The organism is Streptomyces sp. WM4235 (genome assembly GCF_001279725.1).
Lineage (GTDB): Bacteria > Actinomycetota > Actinomycetes > Streptomycetales > Streptomycetaceae > Streptomyces.
Genome location: NZ_LGDE01000079.1, coordinates 35433 through 58685, shown reverse-complemented (window position 1 = coordinate 58685; position 23253 = coordinate 35433). Strand labels below are relative to the sequence as shown.

Sequence of the window (23253 nt, the reverse complement as noted above, 5' to 3'; positions counted from 1 at the left end):
GATCTCCACGTCACGCCCCATCCACGAACTCTTCGACCTCGATCGGCACACCGTCGACGGTCTTGCCCGACAGGACGACGTTGAAGTACGAGCTTGCTCCGGACCACCCCAGGGAGCGAGAGGTGAGCAACCGAACGGACTTCCCAGCCGGCAGCTTGGGGACCGGGAAGTCGGCCTGGCTGCGAGTGATGAGCTCCTCCCCTGCGTCAGCCCGTACGTCCAGGTCGTAGACGTCGCCGGGGCCGTGATTGGTGATCTGTACGGCCCCCATCTTCTTGGGGCCATTGTCGACGTACCGAGCGCTGAGCCGGGGCATACCCGCTGCCTGTGACGACGGTAGCTTCCGGCCCAGGGGGAGCCCGCCGCCCGGGGTGACAGGAGGGGTGAGGTCGCCCGCGTCGTGCCAATCTGTACCGGTCAGTCGCACGGCACACCCGGCAGTCTGTAGGCGCATCGCGAGGTCCTGCCGCTTGCGCACGGAGCCGTCGAGGCGGATCACGTGTCTGCCGTGAATGTCACTGAAGACCTTCACCTGCCCGAGTTCCACGATCACGGTGCGGTTCTCGTCGCGGCCCATGGCCATCCCTGCCTCGAACAGGACATTCGGCCGGGGCTGCATCTGTGGGTTGCACTCGGGATCGCCGGCGTACGTCAGACTCTCGTGGAGGTAGGTGACGTCATCGGGCGTCTGCAGGACGACCACTGCTTGTGCACTGCTGAACGCCGTGTCGAGGACCTCGCCGATGTACGGGGAGCCCTTGCCGGTCATCTGAATGGCCTCGGACCACTCGATTGGATCGAGGCCGATGGCGCGCAGGAACTCGAAGAGCCCCTTGCGAGCGAGCTCGTTTCGTCCGTGGATCACGAACACCTTGCGAGGATCTGTGTCGTCCTCGCCCACTCGGTCTGCCATGTCTTGCTCACCACTCACGGTCGAGAGGGAACTGTCTTCAGCGACGGTAGCGGCAGGTACCGACACTCAGGCCTCGATGAGGGGAGCCGGATTCGGAGGTCGGCTCCCCGATGGCTCCCAAGACAGGGGCAAACGCCAAACAGGGGCCTGATCCACTGAGTGGATCAGGCCCCTGACCTGGTCTTACGAAGTCGGGGTGGCGGGATTTGAACCCACGACCTCTTCGTCCCGAACGAAGCGCGCTGCCAAGCTGCGCTACACCCCGATCGCCGCCTTGCAGACTTGCTGCCTGGCGACATCGATTACTTTAGCGGACCGTCGGCCGGAGACGAAATCCGGTTTTCGCGGGAGGCCCGGCTCGGGCGGAGGTCCGGGCTGAAGCGGTCCGCCGCCACCAGGGCAAGGCCGAGCGCGTAGAAGACGGCGCCCAGGGCCAGGGCGTTCAGCGCGCCCCGGTCGGAGCCGTACGGCCAGGGCGATCAGGGCGCGGAACGGGACGGTGACGAGGACGTCGGGTGCTGCCCGATTCACGCCTTGGGGGTGAGTGTCAACAGGGTGGCCTCGGGCGGGCAGGCGAAGCGTACGGGCGTGAACCTGTTGGTTCCGCAGCCCGCCGAGACGTGCAGGTAGGCGCGGTTCCCGCCGCTCTCGTGCGTGGACAGGCCCTTCACCCGCTTCGTGTCGAGGTCGCAGTTGGTGACCAGCGCCCCGTAGAAGGGGACGCACAGCTGCCCGCCGTGCGTGTGACCGGCCAGGATCAGTGGGTATCCGTCGGTGGTGAAGGACTCCAGCGTGCGCAGGTACGGGGCGTGCACCACGGCCATCGAGAAGTCCGCGTCCGCCTCGGGGCCGCCCGCGACCATTCCGTACCTGTCCCGCTTGATGTGCGGGTCGTCGAGTCCGGTGAAGGCGAGTTCCAGGCCGTCCAGCTTCAGCCGGGCCCGCGTGTTGGTGAGGTTCTGCCAACCCGCCGCGTCGAAGGCGTCCCGCAACTCCTCCCACGGGTTGTGGACGGCGCCGACGACCGGCTTGTTGCCGTTCAGCCCGTGCCGGCCCTGGAGCTTCTCGATCAGGTAGAGCCCGGGGTTGCGGAGCCGGGGCCCGTAGTAGTCGTTCGATCCGAAGACGTACACGCCGGGGAAGTCCATCAGCGGGCCGAGGGCGTCCAGCACCTCGGGAACGCCCTCCGTGTCGGAGAGGTTGTCGCCGGTGTTCACGACGAAGTCGGGGCGCAGACCGGCCAGGGACTGCAACCAGGCGCGCTTCTTGCGCTGCCCGCCGACCATGTGGATGTCCGACACCTGTAGGACGCGCAAGGGGCGCATCCCTCGGGGCAGGACGGGGACCGTCACCCGACGCAGCCGGAACGACCTCGCCTCGAACCCGGCGGCATAGGCCACACCCGCGGCCCCCACGGCCGCGACCGCGGCCGTGACCTTCAGTGGTACTCCGTAACGCGCACGCATGCCCCCATCGTCGCACCCTCGACGGCTCGCGAGGAAAACCGGCGGGCGGCGATGCCCCCACACCTGGCAGACTCATGTGCATGACCACGCTCAAGGCCAAGCTCCAGGAAGACCTCACCGCAGCCATCAGGGCGCGCGACGAACTCGCCTCGTCCACGCTGCGCCTGACCCTCTCCGCCATCACCAACGCCGAGGTCGCGGGCAAGGAAGCACGGGTGCTCTCCGACGACGAGGTCCTCAAGGTGATCGCCAAGGAGGCGAAGAAGCGCCGTGAGGCCGCGGAGGCGTTCGCCGCGGGCGGTCGTGCCGAGTCGGCCGCGCGGGAGACGCTGGAGGGCGAGTTCCTCGACAAGTACCTGCCCAAGCAGCTCTCCGACGACGAGCTGACCGCGATCGTGTCGCAGGCGGTCGAGGAGGCCAAGGCGGCGGGCGCCGAGGGGCCGCGGGCCATGGGCGCGGTCATGAAGATCGTGAACCCGAAGGTCGCGGGTCTGGCGGAGGGCGGCCGCGTCGCCGCCACCGTGAAGAAGCTGCTCTCCTAGTCCGCGGAGGACCGGTCCGCGGAGGACCGGTCCACGGACGACCGGTCCGCGAAGGACTGGTCCACGGAAGACAAGAGGGAGGGCCCCCAGCCGCATCCGGCCGGGGGCCCTCCCTCTCTTCTCTTTACGGCCTTCTCTTTACGTCGCCGCTCTCTTTACGTTGCCGCGCGGGCGGTCAGCGGGGTTCGGGTCCGCCGATCAGACCGGGGGGAAAGCTGAATCCGCCGGTCCTGCCGCCGTTGTCGTTCCCGTTGGTGCCGCCCGGGTTGCCGCCGGTGGCGCCGGCGGCCGTCTGTCCGCCGGGCCGACCGTCGCCGGGCTTGTTGTCACCGCCGGGCCGGTTCGGCTTGCCGGGTCGGTTCGGCGTGGCGGGCGGGTTCGGCTTGTTGCCGCGCGGGCCGCCGGCCGGGGAGGCGGTCTCCGGGATGGAGACCGTGGAGAAGCTCAGCGACTCGCGGCCCGAGAGGGCGCCGGAGACCGCCTGCTTCCAGATCGGGCCGGGCAGGCCACCGCCGTAGACCTTGTCGTAGTACTCGCCGCCGATGGAGATGTTCTCCATCTGTACCTGCTTGGCGCCGCCCGATCCGACCCAGGTCGCGCCGGACATGTTGGGGGTGTAGCCGACGAACCAGGCGTTCCAGCGGTTCTCGGTGGTACCGGTCTTGCCCGCGCTCTGCCGGTCGGTGAGACCGGCCGCGGCACCGGTACCGCCGGTGTCGACCACGCCGAGCAGCAGCGTGTTGATGGTGTCGGCGGTCTTCTCCGACATCACGCGCTCGCACTTCGACTTCGGCACGGCGAGTGCCTTGCCGTGCGAGTCGGTGATCGACTCGATGGCGACCGAGGTGCAGTGGACGCCGCGGTTGGCGAAGGTCGCGTACGCGTTGGCCATGGTCAGCGGCGACATGCCCTCGGTGCCGAGCGCGATGGCCGGGACCTCGGGAAGCTTGGTGCCGTCGGCCGGCTTCACGCCGAGCTTGCCGGTCATCTCGGTGATCGGGCAGAGCCCGGCCTCGGAGATCATCTCCACGAAGTAGGTGTTGATGGACTTGGCCATCGCCTCCTTCATGCCGTAGGGGCCGACCTCGCTCTCCGACTCGTTCTCCACCCTGGCCTTCTCGGTGTTGACCCAGGGCTTGTCGCCACAGGTCTGCACCGGGCTCGGGTACTCCATCTCGTAGGGGGAGGCGTACATCTTGGTCGGCGGGACGCCGCCCTCGATGGCCGCCGCCGCCACGAACGGCTTGAACGTCGAGCCGGTCGGGAAGCCGAAGTTGGAGCCGCCCAGCCGCTTGTCGACCGAGAAGTTGATCTGGGTCTCGTTCTTGCCGAAGCCGTACGGCTTCGACTGGCCCATGCCGAGGACCCGACCGGTGCCGGGCTGCACCAGCGTCACGGCCGTCGCGACCTTGTCCTCCTGGTCGACGTGGTCCTTGATCGACTCGTTGACCGAGTCCTGCGACTGCGGGTCCAGCGTCGTACGGACCGTCAGGCCGCCCTGGTTCCAGACCTTCGCCCGCTCCGCGCGCGTCTTGCCGAAGACCGGGTCGGTGAGGAAGCTGTTGCGGACGTAGTCACAGAAGAAGCCCGCGCCCTTGACGGCCGTGATGCAGCCGTTCTTGGGCCGGGTCACCTTCAGCGTGACGGGCTTCAGCTTCGCCTGGTCGGCCTCCGCCTGCGAGACGTCCTTCATGTCGGCCATCCGCTGGAGGACGACGTTGCGGCGCTTCATCGCCTCCTGCGAGTCGTTCACCGGGTCGAACCGGGTCGGCGACTGCACGACGCCGGCCAGCAGCGCGGACTGCTCCAGGGTGAGGTCCTTGGCCGGCTTGCTGAAGTACCGCTGGGCAGCCGACTCGATTCCGTAGGCCTGCTGCCCGAAGTAGGTGATGTTCAGGTAGTTCTCGAGGATCTTCTTCTTGCCGAGTTCCTCTTCGACCTGGATCGCGTACTTCAGCTCGCGGATCTTCCGCCCGAGGCTCTTCTCCTGCGCCTCGCGCACCTTCGTCTCGTCGTCGCCGGCCTCTTCGACGAACACGTTCTTCACGTACTGCTGGGTAAGGGTGGAGGCGCCCTGTGCGGCGCCGCCTTCCTGTGCGTTGCGGTTGACCGCGCGCAGGATGCCCTTGAGGTCGACCGCGCCGTGTTCGTAGAAGCGCGAGTCCTCGATCGCGACGATCGCTTTCTGCATGTACGGCGAGATGGCCGTCAGGGGAACCACCTGACGGTCGCGTGAATAGACGGTGGCGATCAGGCCACCCTCAGCGTCCAAAATCGTGGTGCGCTGGCTCAACGGAGGTGTCTTGAGATTGGCCGGGATCTCATCGAAACCCTCGACCGTTCCCTTGGCCGCGAGACCCAGGGCGCCGGCGCCCGGGATCGCGATTCCGGCCAGTACGACTCCGGAGAGGACAGACACACCGAGGAACTTGGCGGCCTGCTGTGGCCCCGTGAGCCCGCCGCCCGAGCGCTTCTTTCCCATGGAGGGCAGCCTACGTTCTCATTCGCCGGACACGCGCGAATGCCTTGGCCTAAGCTGTCCCCAACTGTCACAGCAGTGCGGCGTGACATCAACCCTTCGGCTTGAATTTCACCCTTCCCGAATGGGGTGGACAGATGTCCGAATCCCGCCGTTCGCTCTGATGGTCCGCCGCCGATTTCACCCGGATCGCCGGAATGGTCGGGCATGTCGTGCGATCACTCCGTCGGGTGATCTGCCGCTTACCCATAGTCCGTTCGGACCATTCAAGATTGGGCCCGACGGGGGTGTTGCACTGTGCCCACCTTCCGTAACGTCCTCAACTGGCAGCGGTGAATATGCCGCTACCGCCGTGGGGGAGCCTCGATTCGGGAGAGGACGGCGCCGGGATGGGCTGGGTTACCGACTGGAGTGCGCAGGCAGCCTGCCGCACTACCGATCCGGATGAACTGTTTGTTCAAGGAGCGGCACAGAACAGGGCCAAGGCGGTGTGCACCGGATGTCCGGTGCGGACCGAGTGCCTGGCCGACGCGCTCGACAATCGTGTCGAGTTCGGAGTATGGGGCGGAATGACCGAGCGGGAACGACGCGCACTGTTGCGCCGGCGTCCCACCGTCACCTCGTGGCGACGGCTGCTCGAAACCGCTCGTACGGAATACGAGCGCAGTACGGGCATCCTCACCATGGATGTCGACGCGGAGATCGACGTTCCGTACGAGACGTACGCGGCTGCCGGGTAGATCACCCGGTCGGTCCCGCGCACGGACTTCCCCCGGGGAGTCGCGTACGAAACGCCTACGCTCCGGCCGGAACCCCGGCCGCGAGCCGCTCTCCGATGGCCCGCAGCCCGGCGAGGTCGTGTACATCGCCGGGCAGGGCGGCCACTTCGGCCACCGCCACCTCGGGGTGCAGCGAGGTGAAACGATCGTGCGTGCGTCGTTCGCGCGCGATCACCTGCATCCGCTCGGCGTGCAGGCGCAGCAGTCCTGCCGTGATCGCGTCCACGTCGGCGTCGTCATCGTCGTTGCCTTCGCCTTCGCCATCGGCGTCGGGTGTGACGGCGGCGTCCCGGTCAATGCCGTGCCGGTTCGGATCGTGCCTGTCCGTGCCGTCCTGGTGCGTCGTGGGTCGGTCCGTGCCGTGCTCGTCGGTCGTGTGCCGGGCCGTGCCGTGCTCGGTCGTGCCGGCGCTGGGGGAGCCGGTTTCGAGAGCCCCCGGGGCGGGGGCGGCGGCCTCCGCGGCCGCGTCACGAAGTCCAGCTTTCCCGGACTCCTGATCGACAATGCCGCCGTCTTCAAGATTCTCTGCGGCGGCCAACGCCCGCTCCGCGGACAGCCGGTCGGCTCCGCTCACGTGCACCCGGTTCAGCACCAGGCCGGCCAGCGGCATGCGGTCCGCCGCCAACCGCTCCACGAAGTACGCGGCCTCGCGCAGGGCGTCGGGTTCGGGCGCGGCGACCACGAGGAAGGCCGTACCGGGGGCCTGGAGCAGCCGGAAGGTGGCGTCCGCGCGGGTGCGGAAGCCGCCGAACATCGTGTCCATCGCGGCCACGAAGGTCTGCACGTCCTTGAGGAGCGAGGCACCCATCAGTTTGCTCAGCGTGCCCGTCATCATCGACATGCCGACATTCAAGAACTTCATCCCGGCCCGGCCGCCGACCTTCGCCGGAGCCATCAGGACCCGGATGAACCTCCCGTCGAGGAAGGACCCCAGGCGCTTCGGCGCGTCCAGGAAGTCCAGCGCGGACCGGCTCGGCGGGGTGTCGACGACGATCAGGTCCCAGTCGTCCTTGGCCCGCAGCTGGCCCAACTTCTCCATCGCCATGTACTCCTGCGTGCCGGCGAAACCGGCTGACAGGGACTGGTAGAAGGGGTTCGCCAGGATGGCCTGGGCCCGCTCGCCGTCCGCGTGCGCCTCGACGATCTCGTCGAAGGTCCGCTTCATGTCCAGCATCATGGCGTGCAGTTCGCCGCCATCGCCGCCGTCCCCGTCCCCGCCGTCGTCGCCGGTGCCCACGCCCTTGACGCGGCGCGGGGTGTTGTCCAGCGAGTCGATGCCCATCGACTGGGCCAGCCTGCGCGCCGGGTCGATGGTGAGCACGACGACCTTCCGGCCGCGCTCCGCCGCCCGCACGCCCAGCGCCGCGGCCGTGGTGGTCTTGCCGACCCCGCCCGCGCCGCAGCACACGATGATGCGGGTCTTCGGATCGTCCAGCAGTGCGTCGACCGCCAGTGGCGGCGGAGTGTTCATGCCCGTGCTCGCGCCCATGGCCTCGCTCATTCGTCGCCCGCCTGCTTCCGCAGCTCCGTCGCCAGCTCGTAGAGCCCGGCCAGGTCCATCCCCCCGCCGAGCAGGGGGAGTTCGTACGTCGGCACGGGCAGCCCCTCCAGTACGGTGCGCTGCTCGCGCTCCAGCTGCACCCGGCTCGCGTGCTCGGCGGCCTGCATGAGCAGAGGGTCCACCAGCCGCTCGGCCAGTCCGCCGCGCCGCGCGCCGCCCAGGCCGGCCCGGGACAAGGCCTTCGCCACGTCGGCCCGGTGCTCGCCGGCCGCCGCGCGCAGGGTGTCCTCGTCCAGGTGGTGCGGTCGGACCATGTTCACGACGACCCTGCCGACCGGGAGGCCCGCCGCGACCAGTTCCGCGATGCCGTCCGCGGTCTCCTGGACGGGCATCTCCTCCAGGAGGGTGACCAGGTGGACCGCCGTGTCCGGTGACTTGAGCACCTTCATGACGGCCTGCGCCTGGTTGTGGATCGGCCCGAACCGGGCCAGCCCCGCCACCTCGTCGTTGACGTTCAGGAAGCGGGTGATGCGTCCGGTCGGCGGGGCGTCCATGATCACGTGGTCGTAGACGAACCGTCCGGTTTTGTCCTTGCGCCGGACCGCCTCGCAGGCCTTGCCCGTCAGCAGGACGTCGCGCAGGCCCGGCGCGATGGTCGTCGCGAAGTCGATCGCGCCCAGCTTCTTCAGGGCGCGGCCGGCCGAACCGAGTTTGTAGAACATCTGGAGGTAGTCCAGCAGCGCGCGTTCGGCGTCGATGGCGAGCGCGTACACCTCGCCACCGCCCCTGCCGGGTGCGACCGCGATCTTCCGCTCCTCGTACGGGAGCGCCTCCGCGCCGAAGAGCTGCGCGATGCCTTGCCTGCCCTCGACCTCCACGAGAAGAGTCCGCCTGCCCTCGCGTGCGAGGGCGAGCGCGAGTGCCGCGGCGACCGTGGTCTTGCCGGTGCCGCCCTTGCCGCTGACCACCTGGAGCCTGCTCACAGCGTCCGAGCCTAATTCCTCCGGCCCGCGTGCGGGGGTGCCGGGTGGCCTCGTCGGTGCGTTCGCGCCGTGAGGTCCGTTACGGCCGGGCCTCGGGCATCGCAACGGAGCGGTCGTGACGGGCGTCCTCCTGGACGTCACCACCACACACCTTGATCACTCGTTGGAGTGGTGGCGCGAGCCCGCCCGCACGCTGGTCCCTCGATGCGCCCGAGCCCTCCGGGTTCCGTGCACCGACGTCCGGAGCGAGCGTGCCGCGCGGCCCGCACCTGCTCGTGACCAGCGCGAACACCTGCGATCCCGGGGAGGGAACACCTTGATCTACTGCGGAATCGACTGGGCGGACAAGACCCACGACATCGCCCTCGTCGATGCCGACGGCCGGCTCCTGGCCGCACGCCGCATCACCGACGACGCGGCCGGTTACCAGCGCCTGCTACACCTGCTCGCCGAGTACGGAGACACCAGGGACGCCCCGATCCCGGTCGCCATCGAGACCTCCCGGGGCCTGCTCGTCGCCGTGCTGCGGACCGGCGCGCGGCAGGTCTTCGTCATCGATCCGACGGCAGCCGCCCGTCACCGCACCCGACACACGGTCGCCCACGAGAAGTCCGACCACGGCGACGCCCTGGTGCTGGCGCACATCCTGCGCACCGACATGCACACCCTCCAACCGCTGTCGACGGACTCCGAGCCGGCCCGCGCCGTCACCGTCCTCGCCCGCGCACAGCAGGACGCGACCTGGCACCGCCAGCAGATCTCCCATCAGCTCCGGTCCCTGCTGCGCGAGTACTACCCCGCCGCCCTGGCCGCCGCCGCGCACGGCCCGAACGGGATCTTCCGTCCCGAGGCGCGCGAACTCCTCAAGGCGGCCCCGACCCCGGCCAGGGCCGCCCGGCTGACCCGGACCCAGATCACCGCGGCCCTCAAACGAGCCGGTCGCAGGCGGGGGATCGAAGCCGAGGTGGAGCGGCTCCGCGCGGTCTTCCGTGCCGAGTGGGCCCGCCAGCCGCCGCTGGTCGAGGAGGCCCTCGGCCGCCAGACGCTCGCCCTCCTGCTCCAGCTGGCGGCCGCGTGCACGGCCGCCGACGACCTCGCCCAAGCCTTGGCCAAGGCCGTCGCCCTGCAGGGGGACGCCCCGGACGCCCACGACGGGGCGGGTGTGGTGGGTGTGGCGGGCGGGTCGTCGGCGCCCGCACTTCGGGCGGCCGGCCGGTAGTCGCGACGGACGGACGAGGGGGGTGGGACCACGCGCGTTCCGGGGCGCGCGTGAGCCCCGCGCGACAGGCACTACGCTCGCTCCCATGACCAAGAAGTTCGAATACGCGACCGTCCCGCTGCTGGTCCACGCCACCAAGCAGATCCTGGACACCTGGGGCGAGGACGGCTGGGAGCTCGTCCAGGTCGTGCCCGGGCCGAACAACCCCGAGCAGCTCGTGGCCTACCTGAAGCGGGAGAAGTCGGCATGAGCGGGATCGTCGACGCGAGGCTGGCCGAGCTCGGCCTGATCCTGCCCGAGGTCGTGCCGCCGCTGGCCACCTACCAGCCGGCGGTCCGATCGGGCGTGTACGTGTACACCGCGGGCCAGCTCCCGATGGTCAAGGGCAGCCTGCCGGTCACCGGCAAGGTCGGTGCCGAGGTCTCGGCGGAGCAGGCCAAGGAACTGGCCGCCACGTGCGCGCTGAACGCCCTGGCCGCCGTCAAGTCGGTGGTCGGTGACCTCGACAAGATCGCGCGCGTCGTCAAGGTCGTCGGTTTCATCGCCTCGGCGCCCGACTTCACCGCCCAGCCGGGCGTGCTGAACGGTGCGAGCGAGCTGCTCGGCGCCGTCCTCGGCGACAAGGGCGTGCACGCCCGCAGCGCCGTCGGTGTGGCGGTCCTGCCGCTGGACGCGCCGGTCGAGGTCGAGATCCAGGTCGAGCTCACCCCCGACGCCTGATCCCTTCGCGTGGCGGGGCTCCGCGACGGAGCCCCGCCACCCGCACGCCGACCCCGAGGCCCGGGCACGGGCGGCGGCTCTCGAACATCGGGCCGGATCCCCGTAGCATCCCGCCATGCCGAACGGTGAGCACGGACAGCAGAACACCCCCACCGGCCCCACCCCCGCCGGAGGCCAGTGGTACCCGCCCGAGTGGCCCGACCGCATCCGCGCGCTCGCGGACGGCGCCCTCACGCCCGTGGCGCCCAAGCGCGCGGCCACGGTGATGCTGCTGCGGGACACCGACGGCGGCCCCGCCGTGCACATGCTCCGCCGCCGCACCTCGATGGCCTTCGCGGGCGGGGCGTACGCCTACCCCGGTGGCGGGGTGGACCCCCGCGACGAGGAGCACCTCGTCGGCTGGGCCGGGCCGAGCCTCGCGGACTGGTCGGCGCGGCTGGGCACGGACCCCCGTACCGCCCAGGCGATCGTCTGCGGCGCGGTACGCGAGACGTTCGAGGAGGCCGGAGTCCTGCTGGCGGGCGAGACCCCGGACAGCGTCGTCGGCGACACCACGGCCGACGACTGGGAGGCCGACCGGCTGGCCCTGGTGGCCCGCGAGCTGTCCTTCGCCGAGTTCCTCGGCCGCCGGGGCCTCCTCCTGCGGTCCGACCTGCTCGGCGCGTGGGCCCGGTGGATCACCCCGGAGTTCGAGCCCCGTCGCTACGACACCTGGTTCTTCGTCGCCGCGCTCCCCGAGGGCCAGCGCACCCGCAACGCCTCGACCGAGGCCGACCGGACCGTCTGGATCCGGCCCGCCGACGCCGCCGCCGGCTACGACAAGGGCGAGCTGCTCATGATGCCGCCGACGATCTCCACCCTGCGCTCCCTGGAGCCCTACGACAGCCCAGCGCACGCCCTCGCGGCCGCCGCGGGTCAGGACCTCACCCCGGTGCTCGCGCAGGCCACCCTGGAGAACGGCGAGCTGGTGCTCAGCTGGCCCGGCCACGACGAGTTCACCAAGCGCGTCCGACCCGGAAACCCCGGAGGAGCCACCGCATGACCGACGCCGCCGCACTGCCCGGCCAGCCTCGCGGAATGGTGGTCTCCGGCCCCGCGACCGCCCGGGCGGTCAACATCCTGGCCCCCAACCCGTCCGCCATGACCCTGGACGGCACCAACACCTGGCTCGTCTCCGAACCGGACTCCGACCTCGCCGTCGTCATCGACCCGGGCCCGCTGGACGAGGCGCACCTGAAGGCGGTCGTCGACGTCGCCGAGAAGGCCGGCAAGCGGGTCGCGCTGACCCTGCTCACCCACGGCCACCCCGACCACGCCGAGGGCGCGGGCCGGTTCGCGGAGCTGACCGGCACGAAGGTGCGGGCGCTCGACCCCGCGCTGCGGCTGGGCGACGAGGGGCTCGCCGCCGGGGACGTGATCCGACTCGGCGGTCTGGAGCTGCGCGTGGTCCCGACCCCGGGCCACACCTCGGACTCGCTCTGCTTCCACCTGCCCGCCGACCGTGCCGTCCTGACCGGCGACACCATCCTGGGCCGGGGCACGACCGTCGTCGCGCACCCCGACGGGCGGCTCGGCGACTACCTGGACTCGCTGCGCAGGCTGCGCTCGCTCGCCGTCGACGACGGGGTCCACACCGTGCTCCCCGGCCACGGTCCGGTACTGGACGACGCGCAGGGCGCGGTGGAGTTCTACCTGGCGCACCGGGCGCATCGCCTCGCGCAGGTCGAGACGGCCGTGGAGAACGGTTTCCGCACTCCCGAGGCGGTCGTGGCCCGGGTCTACGCGGACGTGGATCCGTCCCTGTGGCCCGCCGCGGAATGGTCCGTTCGAGCGCAGTTGGAGTACCTTCAAGATCACGGACTGATCTCTGGGGGACCCGAATGAACACGCTGTTCCTGCTGCTCGCGCTGATCGCCGCGGCCGCGTGGATCACCTCGACGGTCACACTGCGGATGAAGGCACTCGAACGCCGGGCCGACGGCCTGGAACGCCGTCTGGGCCTGGTCCTGGACCACTTCGGGATCGAGGAGCCGGAGCCGGTCGGGCTGGACGAGGTACGGGCCCTGGTGCGCGCCGGGCGCCAGGTCGAGGCGATCCGCGTCCACCGGCGCGTCACCGGCTCCGGTCTGCTGGAGGCCAAGCAGGCGGTCGAGGCGCTGACCGATCAGCCGGCCTGACGCGCAGTCCACCGGCGCCCACCGGCGTACGCCGATCGGCCCACCGGCGTCCGCCGATCAGCCAGTCGGGCGCGGCGTCCTCGTCCCGTGCCGGGCGGTGTACTCGTCCGCGAGCCACGGCCCCAGGTCGTCGACATAGGTCGACAGGACCCCCGGGTCCCCGACCGGTTCCAGCGCCACCGCCGCCGCGGCCCGCATCTGCGCCGCGCGGCGCCCCGGGTAGTAGCGGCCGAAGATCTCCGCGGACTCCACGAGGTCGCTGGTCCAGCCACCCCAGCGGGGCATGACCAGCATGAGGCCGGTCCGCACCAGATGGCGGGCGAAGGACCGGCTCAGCCGCCGGTACTCCTCCGGGGTCGAGGCCTCCCGGATCCTGGACCGCCAGCCGGGGAGCAGGCCCGCCAGCCCGCCGTTGGTCTCCCGGGCGAGGACCCCGTCGGGCCGGTAGCGGGGCAGGTGCTCGGCCAGGTCGGCGCCGAGCAGCGGGGTGCACAGGCAGGCGAGGAACCAGCCGAGGTCGTACCGTTCCGGCTCGCTCAGCAGGGTGTCCTTGCCGTACAGCAGGACACCGACCCCGTCGATCTGCGGGAAGTCCTCGTCGAGACCCCGGCCGAGCACCTCCGCGGTGTCCCGGTCCTCGGCGCCGGGCTCCCGGTGCAGGGCGAGCAGCAGGTCGAGGTCGGACTTCCCGGGCCGGGCCGTCCCGCGCGGCACGGACCCGTACAGGTAGGCGCTGTGCAGCCGCCGGCCGTACGCCTCGGGGATCCGCTCGCGCGCGGCCGCGACGACCGGCGCGAACTCCGCCCGGACGCGGCTGAGCGAGCCCTCGCGTACGAAACAGCCGTACGGGTCGAGCCCCTTGTGTTCCCCGCCTCCGTGCTCCATGTGATCCACTCTGCCCTCACCCCGGCCGGCAGTCCAAGCCCCTCTGTACGGCGCCGCAACGGCGAGGAGGGGCCCCGCCCGACCGGGCAGGACCCCTCCACCGAGGAAACCGTGGGCGTCAGCGCGAGCGCTTGGCCAGTCGCTCCACGTCGAGCAGGATCACCGCGCGTGCCTCCAGGCGCAGCCACCCTCGGCCCGCGAAGTCGGCCAGCGCCTTGTTCACGGTCTCGCGCGACGCGCCGACGAGCTGGGCCAGCTCCTCCTGCGTGAGGTCGTGCACGACGTGGATGCCCTCCTCGGACTGCACGCCGAAGCGGCGCGACAGGTCGAGGAGCGCCCGGGCGACACGCCCCGGCACGTCGGAGAAGACCAGGTCGGACATCTGGTCGTTGGTCTTGCGCAGGCGCCGGGCGACGGCGCGCAGCAGTGCCGTGGCCACCTCGGGTCGGGCGTTCAGCCACGGCTGGAGGTCACCGTGCCCCAGACCCAGCAGCTTGACCTCGGTCAGGGCGGTCGCGGTGGCGGTGCGCGGGCCCGGGTCGAACAGCGACAGTTCGCCGATCAGCTCACCGGGGCCGAGGACGGCCAGCATGTTCTCGCGGCCGTCGGGGGAGGTGCGGTGCAGCTTCACCTTGCCCTCGGTGACGACATAGAGCCGGTCACCGGGGTCGCCCTCGTGGAACAGGGCGTCTCCGCGCGCGAGGGTCACCTCGCCCATGGAGGCGCGGAGCTCCGCGGCCTGCTCGTCATCGAGCGCCGCGAAGAGCGGGGCACGCCGCAGTACGTCGTCCACGAGTCTCTCTCCTATGTCGACCGGCTCAGGGGACCGTCTTCCCCCCATTTTGCCGGACGGCTCAAACAGTGCGATCAATCACGTTCCTCACAAGGATGCCGGACGTACGGGTGTGCTGTGCGGCGAGGGACCAATCAGGGTGGTGTTACCTGAGGTCCGGACGGGTGTCGGCGGCCGGCCTTAGGCTGGCCGGGTGTCCAATAAGCCGGTGAGAGCACAGGCCAAGGGGTCCGCGGCAGTGACCGAGACCCAGAATTCAGCCGTGGGCGAACATGCCCCCATGAAGGTGTCCCCGAAGGTCCCGCCGCGCCCTCAGGGCAAAGCTTCGGCCAAGAAACCGGAAGCCCCGAAGAAGCCGCCGAAGGCTCCGCGACCGGAATCGCACCTCGCGATGGTCCGCCGGGCCCGTCGCATCAACCGGGAACTGGCCGAGGTTTATCCGTACGCCCACCCGGAGCTCGACTTCCGCGACCCCTTCGAGCTGCTGGTCGCCACCGTCCTGTCCGCACAGACCACCGACCTGCGGGTGAACCAGACGACCCCGGCCCTCTTCGCCGCCTACCCGACCCCCGAGGACATGGCCGCGGCGGCCCCCGAGGACCTGGAGGAGCTGATCCGGCCGACCGGGTTCTTCCGGGCGAAGTCACGTTCGCTCCTCGGCCTCTCGCAGGCCCTGCGCGACAACTTCGGCGGCGAGGTCCCGTCCCGGATCGAGGACCTCGTCACGCTGCCCGGCGTGGGCCGCAAGACGGCCAACGTGGTCCTCGGCAACGTCTTCGGCGTCCCCGGGATCACCGTCGACACTCACTTCGGCCGGCTCGTCCGCCGCTGGAAGTGGACCGAACAGGAAGACCCGGAGAAGGTCGAGGCGGAGATCTGCGCGATCTTCCCCAAGAGCGAGTGGACGATGCTGTCCCACCGCGTCGTCTTCCACGGGCGCCGGATCTGCCACTCCCGCAAACCCGCCTGCGGGGCCTGCCCCATCGCGCCCCTCTGCCCGGCGTACGGGGAGGGCGAAACGGACCCCGAGAAGGCGAAGAAGCTGCTGAAGTACGAGAAGGGCGGCCATCCGGGGCAGCGGCTGAGCCCGCCGCCGGACTACCCGGGTCTCCCGGCGCCTCCCCTGGGCGTCGCCGCGCCCTGAGGGCACGGCAGTGCGGCAGTAGGGCCCGGGCCCCGCACGGCGGCCCGCGGTGGAACCAATCCGGCGTCGGGGCGCGTTGTGTCGAGTATCGCCGGCGCCGGCAACGGCAGGGAGCAGGGTCGCCTATGACGCGGGGTACGAAGGACGAGAGCGTGACGGGCGCGCCCCCGGCCGGGCCCGTGGAGCCGTACGCCGACCCGCGCGGCGACGTCACCGTCAGCACCCGGGGCCTGCCCGGGTGGCTGGACCCGGTGGTCGAGGCCGTGCGCACGGTCCGCCCCGAGCAGTTGAGCCGCTTCCTGCCCCCCGAGGACGGGCGGGGCCGCCAGTCGGCCGTCCTGATCCTCTTCGGCGAGGGGCCGCGCGGCCCCGAACTGCTGCTGCAGGAACGCGCGAGCAGCCTCCGCTCGCACGCGGGACAGCCGTCCTTCCCGGGCGGCGCCCTCGACCCCGAGGACGGCGATCCGCACACCACCGGACCACTGCGCGCGGCCCTGCGCGAGGCCGAGGAGGAGACCGGGCTGGATCCCGCGGGGGTCCAGCTCTTCGGCGTGCTGCCGCGCCTGTACATCCCCGTCAGCCAGTTCGTGGTGTCCCCGGTGCTGGGCTGGTGGCGCGATCCCAGCCCGATCCGGGTGGTCGACCCGGCGGAGACGGCTCGGGTGTTCACGGTTCCCGTGGCGGATCTCACGGACCCCGAGCACCGGGTGACCGTGGTCCACGCCCGCGGCTTCAAAGGCCCCGCTTTCACCGTCGAATCGGCCCTGGTCTGGGGTTTTACCGCCGGAGTGATCGACCGGATCCTGCATTTCGCGGGGTGGGAGCGTCCGTGGGACCGGTCACGCCAGGTCCCGCTCGACTGGCGCGCGTGAGACGGTGACCCACGTGAACGTGCTGGACATCCTGTTGTTGGTCGCCGCCGTGTGGTTCGCGATCGTCGGCTATCGCCAAGGCTTCGTCGTCGGCATCCTGTCGGTGATCGGCTTTCTCGGCGGTGGTCTCATCGCCGTGTCCCTGTTGCCGCTGGTCTGGGACCGGGTGACCGACAACGGCAGCCAGGTGTCCACCACCGTCGTGGTCGTCGCCGTCGTCGTCATCATCGTCTTCGCCTCGATCGGGCAGGCCTTCACCACCCATCTGGGCAACAAGCTGAGACGCCACATCACGTGGTCGCCGGCCCGCGCGCTCGACGCGACGGGCGGCGCGCTGGTCAACGTCGTCGCGATGCTGCTGGTGGCCTGGTTGATCGGATCCGTGATCGTCCAGGCCGCGTTGCCCACCACGGTGGGCAAGGAGGTGCAGAACTCCAAGGTGCTCATCGGGGTGTCGGAGGTGCTGCCCGCGCAGGCGAACACCCTGTTCTCGGACTTCAGGTCCACGCTGGCCCGCAACGGCTTCCCGCAGGTGTTCAGCCCGTTCTCCAACGAGCCCATCACCGAGGTGAAGCCGCCCGATCCGGCGCTGTCCAACAGCGCCGTCCCCGCGCGGGCCAAGCGCTCGATAGTGAAGGTCGTCGGGACCGCGCCCAGTTGCAGCAAGGTGCTGGAAGGCACCGGCTTCGTCTTCGCGCCGGGCAAGGTGATGACCAACGCGCACGTCGTCGGCGGCGTCCGCGAACCCACCGTGCAGATCGGCGGCGAGGGCAAGCTCTACGACGGCAAGGTCGTGCTCTACGACTGGGCGCGCGACATCGCCGTGATCGACGTGCCCAAACTGAAGGCGCCGGCGTTGGAGTTCATCGAGAAGGACGCGACGAGCGGCAGCGACGCGATCGTCGCCGGCTTCCCGGAGAACGGCGCGTACGACGTCCGTCCGGCGCGCGTCCGCGGCCGCATCAACGCCAACGGCCCGGACATCTACCACCGGGGCACCGTGCGACGCGATGTCTACTCGCTGTACGCGACCGTCCGCCAGGGCAACTCCGGCGGCCCGCTCCTGACGCCCGACGGCAGGGTGTACGGGGTCGTCTTCGCGAAGTCGCTGGACGACCCGAACACCGGTTACGCCCTGACCGCGGACGAGGTCCGCGACGACGTCAGGATCGGCAGGACCTCCGTGCGGCCGGTCGACAGTCAGGGCTGCGCCCTCTGAGTTCAGCCGACGGCAAGGGTGCCCGTACGTCCGATTCCGGGAGTACGGGCACTCGTGCGCCGGGACCCGGATGGACGGGCCTCGTACGTCATCCCCCGCGCTTCGGGGCTGCTACATCCGAGGATGCCGTAGGCGTGCCGACACCCAGCGGGCGCGGCGACGCAGGATGCGCGGAATACCGAGTCGAGGGTCGTGGCCGTCTCGGCTCGCCCTCTCATGGGTGCCCGGCTCATCGGCCGAGCGGTGTTCGTGTGCGGTGTCACCGTAGTCGTGCGTCCAACTCATACATCGAGCTGTGCCCGGGCCCCAAGGTCGGTAATCCCGTCCGGAGCGGCCAATTGGCCTATGCGCGCGGCAATTGAAAGTTCGTCATACAAGCGTACGGCCGGGGTGTCGGGCGGTCAGGTGCCCGCTCAGCGGTCCGGCTCGGGGTCCTTCAGCCAGTTCACCAGCTCGGTCGTGAACGCCGTCGGATCCTCCTCGTGGGGGAAGTGCCCGAGCCCGTCGAACAGCCGCCACCGGTAAGGAGCTTCGACGTACTCCCCGGAACCCGCCGCGCTGCGCGTACGCATCACCGGGTCGAGCGAACCGTGCAGGTGCAGCGTCGGCACCCGCACCGGCCGCCTCATGCGCCGGTTGAACTGGAGCCCGTCAGGCCGGGCCATGGAACGCATCATCCAGCGGTACGGCTCGATCGAGCAGTGCGCGGTGGACGGGATGCACATCGCCCGCCGGTACACGGCCAGTTCCTCCTCCGCCGGCGGCACGGGCCCCGACCAGTCCCGGATCAGCTGCCCCACGAGCGCCCCGTCGTCCGCGACGAGCTGCCGCTCGGGGATGAACGGCCTCTGGAAGCCCCAGATGTGGGAGCTCGCGCGGGTCTGCCCGAAGTCGGCGAGCATCGCGGAGCGCCAGCGCCTCGGATGCGGCATCGACGAGACCACCAGTCGGCGCACCAGCTTGGGCCGCATCACGGCCGCCGTCCAGGCGAGGTAGCCGCCCAGGTCGTGCCCGACGAGCGCGGCATCCGGCTCACCCAGGGACCGGATGACCCCGGTGACGTCGAGCGCCAGGTTCGCCGGGTCGTAACCGCGCGGAGTGCGGTCGCTGCCGCCCACCCCGCGCAGGTCCATCGCGACGGCGCGGTATCCGGCATCGGCGAGCGCGGTCAGTTGGTGCCGCCACGTCCACCAGAACTGCGGAAAGCCGTGCAGGAGCAGCACCAGGGGCCCGTCACCGAGCTCGGCCACGTGGAACCTCGCACCATTGGCCGCGACGTCCCGGTGCGTCACCGCCCTCCCGCCCGGGATGTCGATCCGTGCCGCGGAGGCGGCAGTGGGCGGGGTGCCGAAGTCGGGCGAGGGGGCGGTCATGAGGACGAGCGTGCCACACCCACAGCGTTGTCACTCACCGCGCGCGGGTGGGGCTTGACGGTCGCGACGACCGCCGCGGTCTGCTTGACGGAGGCGATCGACTTCTCCGGCGGCTTGACCTTCTTGAACTTCGACACGGCCAGCAGCGCGAGCAGGCCCGCGAGCAGCAGGAACGCGACGCCGACGATGAGGAAGGACCACGCGAGCCCGAGCCCGAGGTTGTGGATCCCGTACGCGGCGGCGAAGCTCAGCACCGGCAGCGAGAAGAGCGCGAACACTCCCGCGATCGAGATGGCGGCGCTGCCGACACCCGCGCGCTTGACGTCCTGGCGCAGCTCCGCCTTCGCGAGGGCGATCTCGTCGTGCACCAGGGCGGACATCTCGGCGGTGGCCGACGCGACCAGCTGACCCAGCGTGCGCTCGGCTCCTTGCGGCCCTTGGTCCACTGCGCTCATCGATCTCTCCCTAAGTCGTCCGTCGGCGACGGCTGTCCTCCGTCACTCAGATCATGCCGGACGGTCGCCGTCGGTGCGGCCCCCGGTGTCCGCTTCCATTGGGCCGGTCGTGGCGGACGCCGTGCCCGGGGCCGTCGCCGCCTCGGCCCTGCGTCGGTGTTCCGCGGCCTTCTCCTCGTGGATCCGCGCCATGCGCAGGTGGTACCCGGGGTCGTCCTGCTCGTAGATGTCGGGGATTCCGTCGAGGTCCTCGTCGCGATCCTCCGCCTCGGCGAGCGCCCGGTACCTGCGGTCGCGCATCTTCAGCATCACGCTCGCGATGATCGCGGCGATCAGCGAGCCGATGAGGACGGCGGCCTTGACCTCGTCCATGAGGGTGGCGTCGTCGGCGAAGGCGAGTTCGCCGATCAGCAGGGAGACGGTGAAACCGATGCCGGCGAGCGAGGCCACGGCGAGCACGTCCGGCCAGGCGAGGTCCTCGTTGAGCTCAGCCTTGGTGAAGCGCGCGGCCAGCCAGGTGCCGCCGAAGATTCCCACCGTCTTGCCGACGACCAGGCCGAGGACCACACCGAGGGTCTCGGGTCGGGTGAAGACCTGCGCGATGGCCTTGTCGGAGAGGGACACGCCGGCGGAGAACAGGGCGAAGAGGGGTACGGCCAGCGCCGCGGAGAGGGGACGGACGAGGTGCTCGATGCGCTCGCCGGGGGACTGTTCCTCGCCTTCCTCGCGGTGGCAGCGGAGCATCAGACCCATGGCGACGCCGGCGATGGTGGAGTGGACCCCGCTGTTGTACATCAGACCCCAGATGACCAGGGCCAGCGGGACGTACACGTACCAGCCGCGGACGCGCTTGCGGAGCAGGAACCAGAAGAGGACCAGGCCCACGAGGGCGCCGCCGAGCGCCAGGAAGTCGATGTCGCTGGTGAAGAACACCGCGATGATCAGGATGGCGAACAGGTCGTCGACGACCGCGAGGGTCAGCAGGAACGCGCGCAGGGCGGACGGCAGCGAGGTGCCGATGACCGCGAGGACGGCGAGGGCGAAGGCGATGTCGGTGGCGGTCGGGACGGCCCAACCACTGATCGAGCCGTTGCCGAGGACATTGACCAGTACGTAGACCAGCGCGGGCACCGCCATGCCGCAGAGGGCGGCGATCACCGGGAGGGCGGCGGCCTTGGCGTCGCGCAGGTCGCCCGCGACGAGTTCGCGTTTGAGCTCGATGCCGGCGACGAAGAAGAAGATGGCCAACAGGCCGTCGGCCGCCCAGTGCTGGATCGAGAGGTCCAGGCCCAGGGCGGCGGGGCCGATGTGGAAGGACCGGACGCTGTCGTAGCTGTTCGAGATGCCGGGGACGTTCGCCCACACGAGTGCGGTGACAGCGGCCAGCAGGAGCAGTACGCCACCCACGGTCTCGGTGCGCAGGGCATCGGCGACGTAGCGGCGCTCGGGCAGCGAGAGTCGGCCGAGCAGCTTGCGGCTCTTGTCGTCGGTGGGGCGGGGCGCGGCCACGTGAAGGACACCTCCGGGGTGGGTTGGACGGCATGGCGAAGCACATTGCCGACCAGACTTCCCGGCGCACCCTGTGGAGTACTTATTTACGTTTCTCGTACTTTACAGGCGGTACGCAAGGTCATAACCGGCGATCATCGGGTGATCATCACTTTAAGTGCGAAAGGGGCATCCGGCGCGGTGCGCCGAATGCCCCTCACCGCCGTGTCGTGCGGCCGATTCAGTCCTCGCTGCCCGCGGCGGGCAGCTTGCTCTGGATCAGGTCCATGACCGAGGAGTCCGCGAGCGTGGTGACGTCACCGACCGCCCGGTTCTCCGCCACGTCGCGCAGCAGCCGACGCATGATCTTGCCCGAGCGGGTCTTCGGCAGTTCCTGCACCGGCAGGATCCGCTTCGGCTTGGCGATCGGACCGAGCGTGGCGCCCACGTGGTTGCGCAGCTCGGCGACCAGGGTGTCCGTCTCCGAGGCGCTCCCGCGCAGGATGACGAAGGCCACGATGGCCTGGCCGGTGGTCTCGTCGTTCGCGCCGACCACCGCCGCCTCGGCGACGGACGGGTGCGAGACAAGCGCGGACTCGACCTCGGTCGTCGAGATGTTGTGGCCGGACACCAGCATCACGTCGTCCACCCGGCCGAGCAGCCAGATGTCGCCGTCGTCGTCCTTCTTGGCTCCGTCGCCCGCGAAGTACTTGCCCGCGAAGCGCGACCAGTACGTGTCGATGAAGCGCTGGTCGTCACCCCAGATGGTGCGCAGCATCGACGGCCACGGCTCGGTGAGCACGAGGTAGCCGCCCCCGCCGTTCGGGACCTCGTTCGCCTCGTCGTCCACGACGGTGGCGGAGATGCCGGGCAGCGCGCGCTGGGCCGAACCTGGCTTGGTGGAGGTGACGCCCGGCAGCGGCGAGATCATCATCGCGCCGGTCTCGGTCTGCCACCAGGTGTCCACGATCGGGCAGCGGTCGCCGCCGATGTGCTTGCGGTACCAGATCCAGGCCTCGGGGTTGATCGGCTCGCCGACCGAGCCCAGCACCCGCAGGCTCGACAGGTCGAACTTCGCGGGGATGTCGTCGCCCCACTTCATGAACGTGCGGATCGCCGTGGGCGCCGTGTAGAGGATGGTGACGCCGTACTTCTGCACGACCTCCCAGAAGCGGCCCTGGTGCGGGGTGTCCGGGGTGCCCTCGTACATGACCTGGGTGGCACCGTTGGCGAGCGGCCCGTAGACGATGTACGAGTGCCCGGTGACCCAGCCGATGTCGGCGGTGCACCAGTAGACGTCGCTCTCCGGCTTCAGGTCGAACACCGCGTGGTGGGTGTACGCGGCCTGCGTCAGGTAGCCGCCCGAGGTGTGCAGGATGCCCTTCGGCTTACCCGTGGTCCCCGAGGTGTAGAGGATGAACAGCGGGTGCTCGGCGTCGAAGGCCAGCGGGGTGTGCTCGGCGGACTGACGCCCGACGATCTCGTGCCACCAGACGTCGCGGCCCTCGGTGAAGGCGGTGTCCTGGCCGGTGCGCTGCACCACCAGAACATGCTTGACCTGCGGACACTTGCCGACGGCCTCGTCGATGGCGGGCTTGAGCGCGCTGGGCTTGCCGCGGCGGTAGCCGCCGTCGGCGGTGATGACCAGCTTGGCGTCGGCGTCCTGGATGCGGGAGGCGACGGCGTCGGCGGAGAAACCGCCGAAGACCACCGAGTGCGCCGCGCCGACACGGGCGCACGCGAGCATCGCGACGACGGCCTCGGGGATCATCGGGAGGTAGACGGCGACGCGGTCACCTGCGACGACACCCAGCTCGGTCAGGGCGTTGGCGGCCTTGGAGACCTCGTCCTTGAGCTGCGCGTAGGTGATCGACCGGCTGTCGCCGGGCTCACCCTCGAAGTGGAGGGCGACGCGGTCGCCGTTGCCGGCCTCGACGTGTCGGTCCACACAGTTGTACGCGACGTTCAGCTTGCCGTCCGCGAACCACTTGGCGAAGGGCGGGTTGCTCCAGTCGAGCGTCTCGGTCGGCTCGGTGTCCCAGGTCAGCCGCCGGGCCTGCTCGGCCCAGAAGCCCAGCCGGTCCGCATCGGCCTGTGCATACGCAGCCTCGGTCACATTGGCGGCGGCGGCCAGATCGGCGGGCGGTGCGAACCGCCGCTCCTCTTTGAGCAGATTGGCCAGGCTTTCGTTGCTCACGACATCTCCCTTTCCCAGGGTGTCCGTTGTGTCCCCGGGCATAGCTCA

General features: G+C 70.3%; 21 protein-coding genes, 1 tRNA gene and 1 pseudogene. 11 read left to right on the top strand and 12 right to left on the bottom strand.

Annotated elements, in window-relative coordinates:
- Positions 1–10: 10 nt before the first annotated feature.
- The 3 genes from ADK55_RS08810 to ADK55_RS08800 all read right to left on the bottom strand — a co-directional run bounded on the left by ADK55_RS08810 (position 11) and on the right by ADK55_RS08800 (position 2379).
- A complete protein-coding gene (locus tag ADK55_RS08810) occupies positions 11–901 on the bottom strand; it encodes a TIR domain-containing protein (protein ID WP_234349962.1) in 891 nt (296 codons plus the stop codon).
- A gap of 203 nt (positions 902–1104) precedes the next feature.
- A tRNA-Pro gene (locus ADK55_RS08805) sits at positions 1105–1178 on the bottom strand.
- Positions 1179–1440: 262 nt separating this feature from the next.
- Positions 1441–2379: a metallophosphoesterase gene (locus ADK55_RS08800; RefSeq protein ID WP_053676914.1), complete on the bottom strand. Its 939-nt coding sequence runs from the start codon at positions 2377–2379 to the stop codon at positions 1441–1443.
- 80 nt (positions 2380–2459) lie between these two features.
- Between ADK55_RS08800 and ADK55_RS08795 the strand changes: the two genes are divergently transcribed.
- Positions 2460–2921, top strand: a complete 462-nt coding sequence (locus ADK55_RS08795; RefSeq protein ID WP_053676913.1) for a GatB/YqeY domain-containing protein — start codon at positions 2460–2462, stop codon at positions 2919–2921.
- Between the two features lie 175 nt (positions 2922–3096).
- Here ADK55_RS08795 and ADK55_RS08790 read toward each other — a convergent pair whose 3' ends face one another.
- On the bottom strand, positions 3097–5403 hold the full coding sequence (locus tag ADK55_RS08790) for a transglycosylase domain-containing protein (protein WP_053676912.1): 2307 nt from the start codon (positions 5401–5403) through the stop codon (positions 3097–3099).
- Between the two features lie 386 nt (positions 5404–5789).
- On the opposite strand from ADK55_RS08790, the gene ADK55_RS08785 reads away from it, so the two are divergent.
- Positions 5790–6140, top strand: coding sequence for a WhiB family transcriptional regulator (locus ADK55_RS08785; protein WP_053676911.1), 351 nt, complete (start codon positions 5790–5792; stop codon positions 6138–6140).
- A gap of 55 nt (positions 6141–6195) precedes the next feature.
- Here ADK55_RS08785 and ADK55_RS08780 read toward each other — a convergent pair whose 3' ends face one another.
- On the bottom strand, positions 6196–7668 hold the full coding sequence (locus ADK55_RS08780; protein ID WP_234349961.1) for an ArsA family ATPase: 1473 nt from the start codon (positions 7666–7668) through the stop codon (positions 6196–6198).
- A gap of 8 nt (positions 7669–7676) precedes the next feature.
- A complete protein-coding gene (locus ADK55_RS08775; RefSeq protein ID WP_053676909.1) occupies positions 7677–8663 on the bottom strand; it encodes an ArsA-related P-loop ATPase in 987 nt (328 codons plus the stop codon).
- Positions 8664–8979: 316 nt separating this feature from the next.
- Here ADK55_RS08775 and ADK55_RS08770 point away from each other — a divergent pair.
- From ADK55_RS08770 to ADK55_RS40410, 6 genes and pseudogenes are all read left to right on the top strand, one after another.
- Positions 8980–9801, top strand: a pseudogene (locus ADK55_RS08770) (IS110 family transposase); the annotation flags it as partial.
- Positions 9802–9967: 166 nt separating this feature from the next.
- Entirely contained in the window at positions 9968–10132 is a 165-nt protein-coding gene (locus ADK55_RS37530; RefSeq protein ID WP_107089134.1) for a DUF4177 domain-containing protein, read from the top strand.
- A complete protein-coding gene (locus ADK55_RS08765) occupies positions 10129–10602 on the top strand; it encodes a RidA family protein (RefSeq protein ID WP_053676908.1) in 474 nt (157 codons plus the stop codon). Before ADK55_RS37530 ends, ADK55_RS08765 begins: the two co-directional genes overlap by 4 nt.
- 115 nt (positions 10603–10717) lie before the next feature.
- Positions 10718–11644, top strand: coding sequence for an NUDIX hydrolase (locus ADK55_RS08760; protein ID WP_053676907.1), 927 nt, complete (start codon positions 10718–10720; stop codon positions 11642–11644).
- The gene (locus tag ADK55_RS08755) at positions 11641–12486 is read left to right on the top strand and encodes an MBL fold metallo-hydrolase (protein WP_053676906.1); all 846 of its coding nucleotides are present in this window, start codon (positions 11641–11643) and stop codon (positions 12484–12486) included. Before ADK55_RS08760 ends, ADK55_RS08755 begins: the two co-directional genes overlap by 4 nt.
- Positions 12483–12779: a hypothetical protein gene (locus tag ADK55_RS40410; RefSeq protein WP_053676905.1), complete on the top strand. Its 297-nt coding sequence runs from the start codon at positions 12483–12485 to the stop codon at positions 12777–12779. Before ADK55_RS08755 ends, ADK55_RS40410 begins: the two co-directional genes overlap by 4 nt.
- Before the next feature lie 57 nt (positions 12780–12836).
- Here the strand turns inward: ADK55_RS40410 and ADK55_RS08745 are convergent, their stop codons facing one another.
- Positions 12837–13664 (bottom strand): nucleotidyltransferase domain-containing protein, encoded by an 828-nt coding sequence (locus ADK55_RS08745; protein WP_053676904.1) that lies wholly within the window; start codon positions 13662–13664, stop codon positions 12837–12839.
- A gap of 118 nt (positions 13665–13782) precedes the next feature.
- Entirely contained in the window at positions 13783–14457 is a 675-nt protein-coding gene (locus ADK55_RS08740; protein WP_003981529.1) for a Crp/Fnr family transcriptional regulator, read from the bottom strand.
- 280 nt (positions 14458–14737) lie between these two features.
- On the opposite strand from ADK55_RS08740, the gene nth reads away from it, so the two are divergent.
- The 3 genes from nth (at position 14738) to ADK55_RS08725 (ending at position 17692) form a co-directional block, all read left to right on the top strand.
- Positions 14738–15601, top strand: coding sequence for an endonuclease III (nth, locus tag ADK55_RS08735; protein WP_053676903.1), 864 nt, complete (start codon positions 14738–14740; stop codon positions 15599–15601).
- A 125-nt stretch (positions 15602–15726) separates the two neighbouring features.
- Entirely contained in the window at positions 15727–16473 is a 747-nt protein-coding gene (locus ADK55_RS08730) for an NUDIX hydrolase (protein WP_078998660.1), read from the top strand.
- Between the two features lie 13 nt (positions 16474–16486).
- Positions 16487–17692, top strand: coding sequence for a MarP family serine protease (locus ADK55_RS08725; RefSeq protein WP_053676973.1), 1206 nt, complete (start codon positions 16487–16489; stop codon positions 17690–17692).
- Between the two features lie 413 nt (positions 17693–18105).
- On the opposite strand, the gene ADK55_RS08720 is transcribed toward ADK55_RS08725, so the two are convergent.
- The 4 genes from ADK55_RS08720 to acs form a co-directional block, all read right to left on the bottom strand.
- Positions 18106–19065 (bottom strand): alpha/beta fold hydrolase, encoded by a 960-nt coding sequence (locus ADK55_RS08720; RefSeq protein WP_053676902.1) that lies wholly within the window; start codon positions 19063–19065, stop codon positions 18106–18108.
- A complete protein-coding gene (locus ADK55_RS08715; protein ID WP_053676901.1) occupies positions 19062–19520 on the bottom strand; it encodes a phage holin family protein in 459 nt (152 codons plus the stop codon). Before ADK55_RS08715 ends, ADK55_RS08720 begins: the two co-directional genes overlap by 4 nt.
- Positions 19521–19571: 51 nt before the next feature.
- The gene (nhaA, locus tag ADK55_RS08710; protein ID WP_078998658.1) at positions 19572–21029 is read right to left on the bottom strand and encodes a Na+/H+ antiporter NhaA; all 1458 of its coding nucleotides are present in this window, start codon (positions 21027–21029) and stop codon (positions 19572–19574) included.
- A gap of 220 nt (positions 21030–21249) precedes the next feature.
- Entirely contained in the window at positions 21250–23247 is a 1998-nt protein-coding gene (gene acs, locus ADK55_RS08705) for an acetate--CoA ligase (RefSeq protein ID WP_078998656.1), read from the bottom strand.
- Positions 23248–23253: the final 6 nt, after the last annotated feature.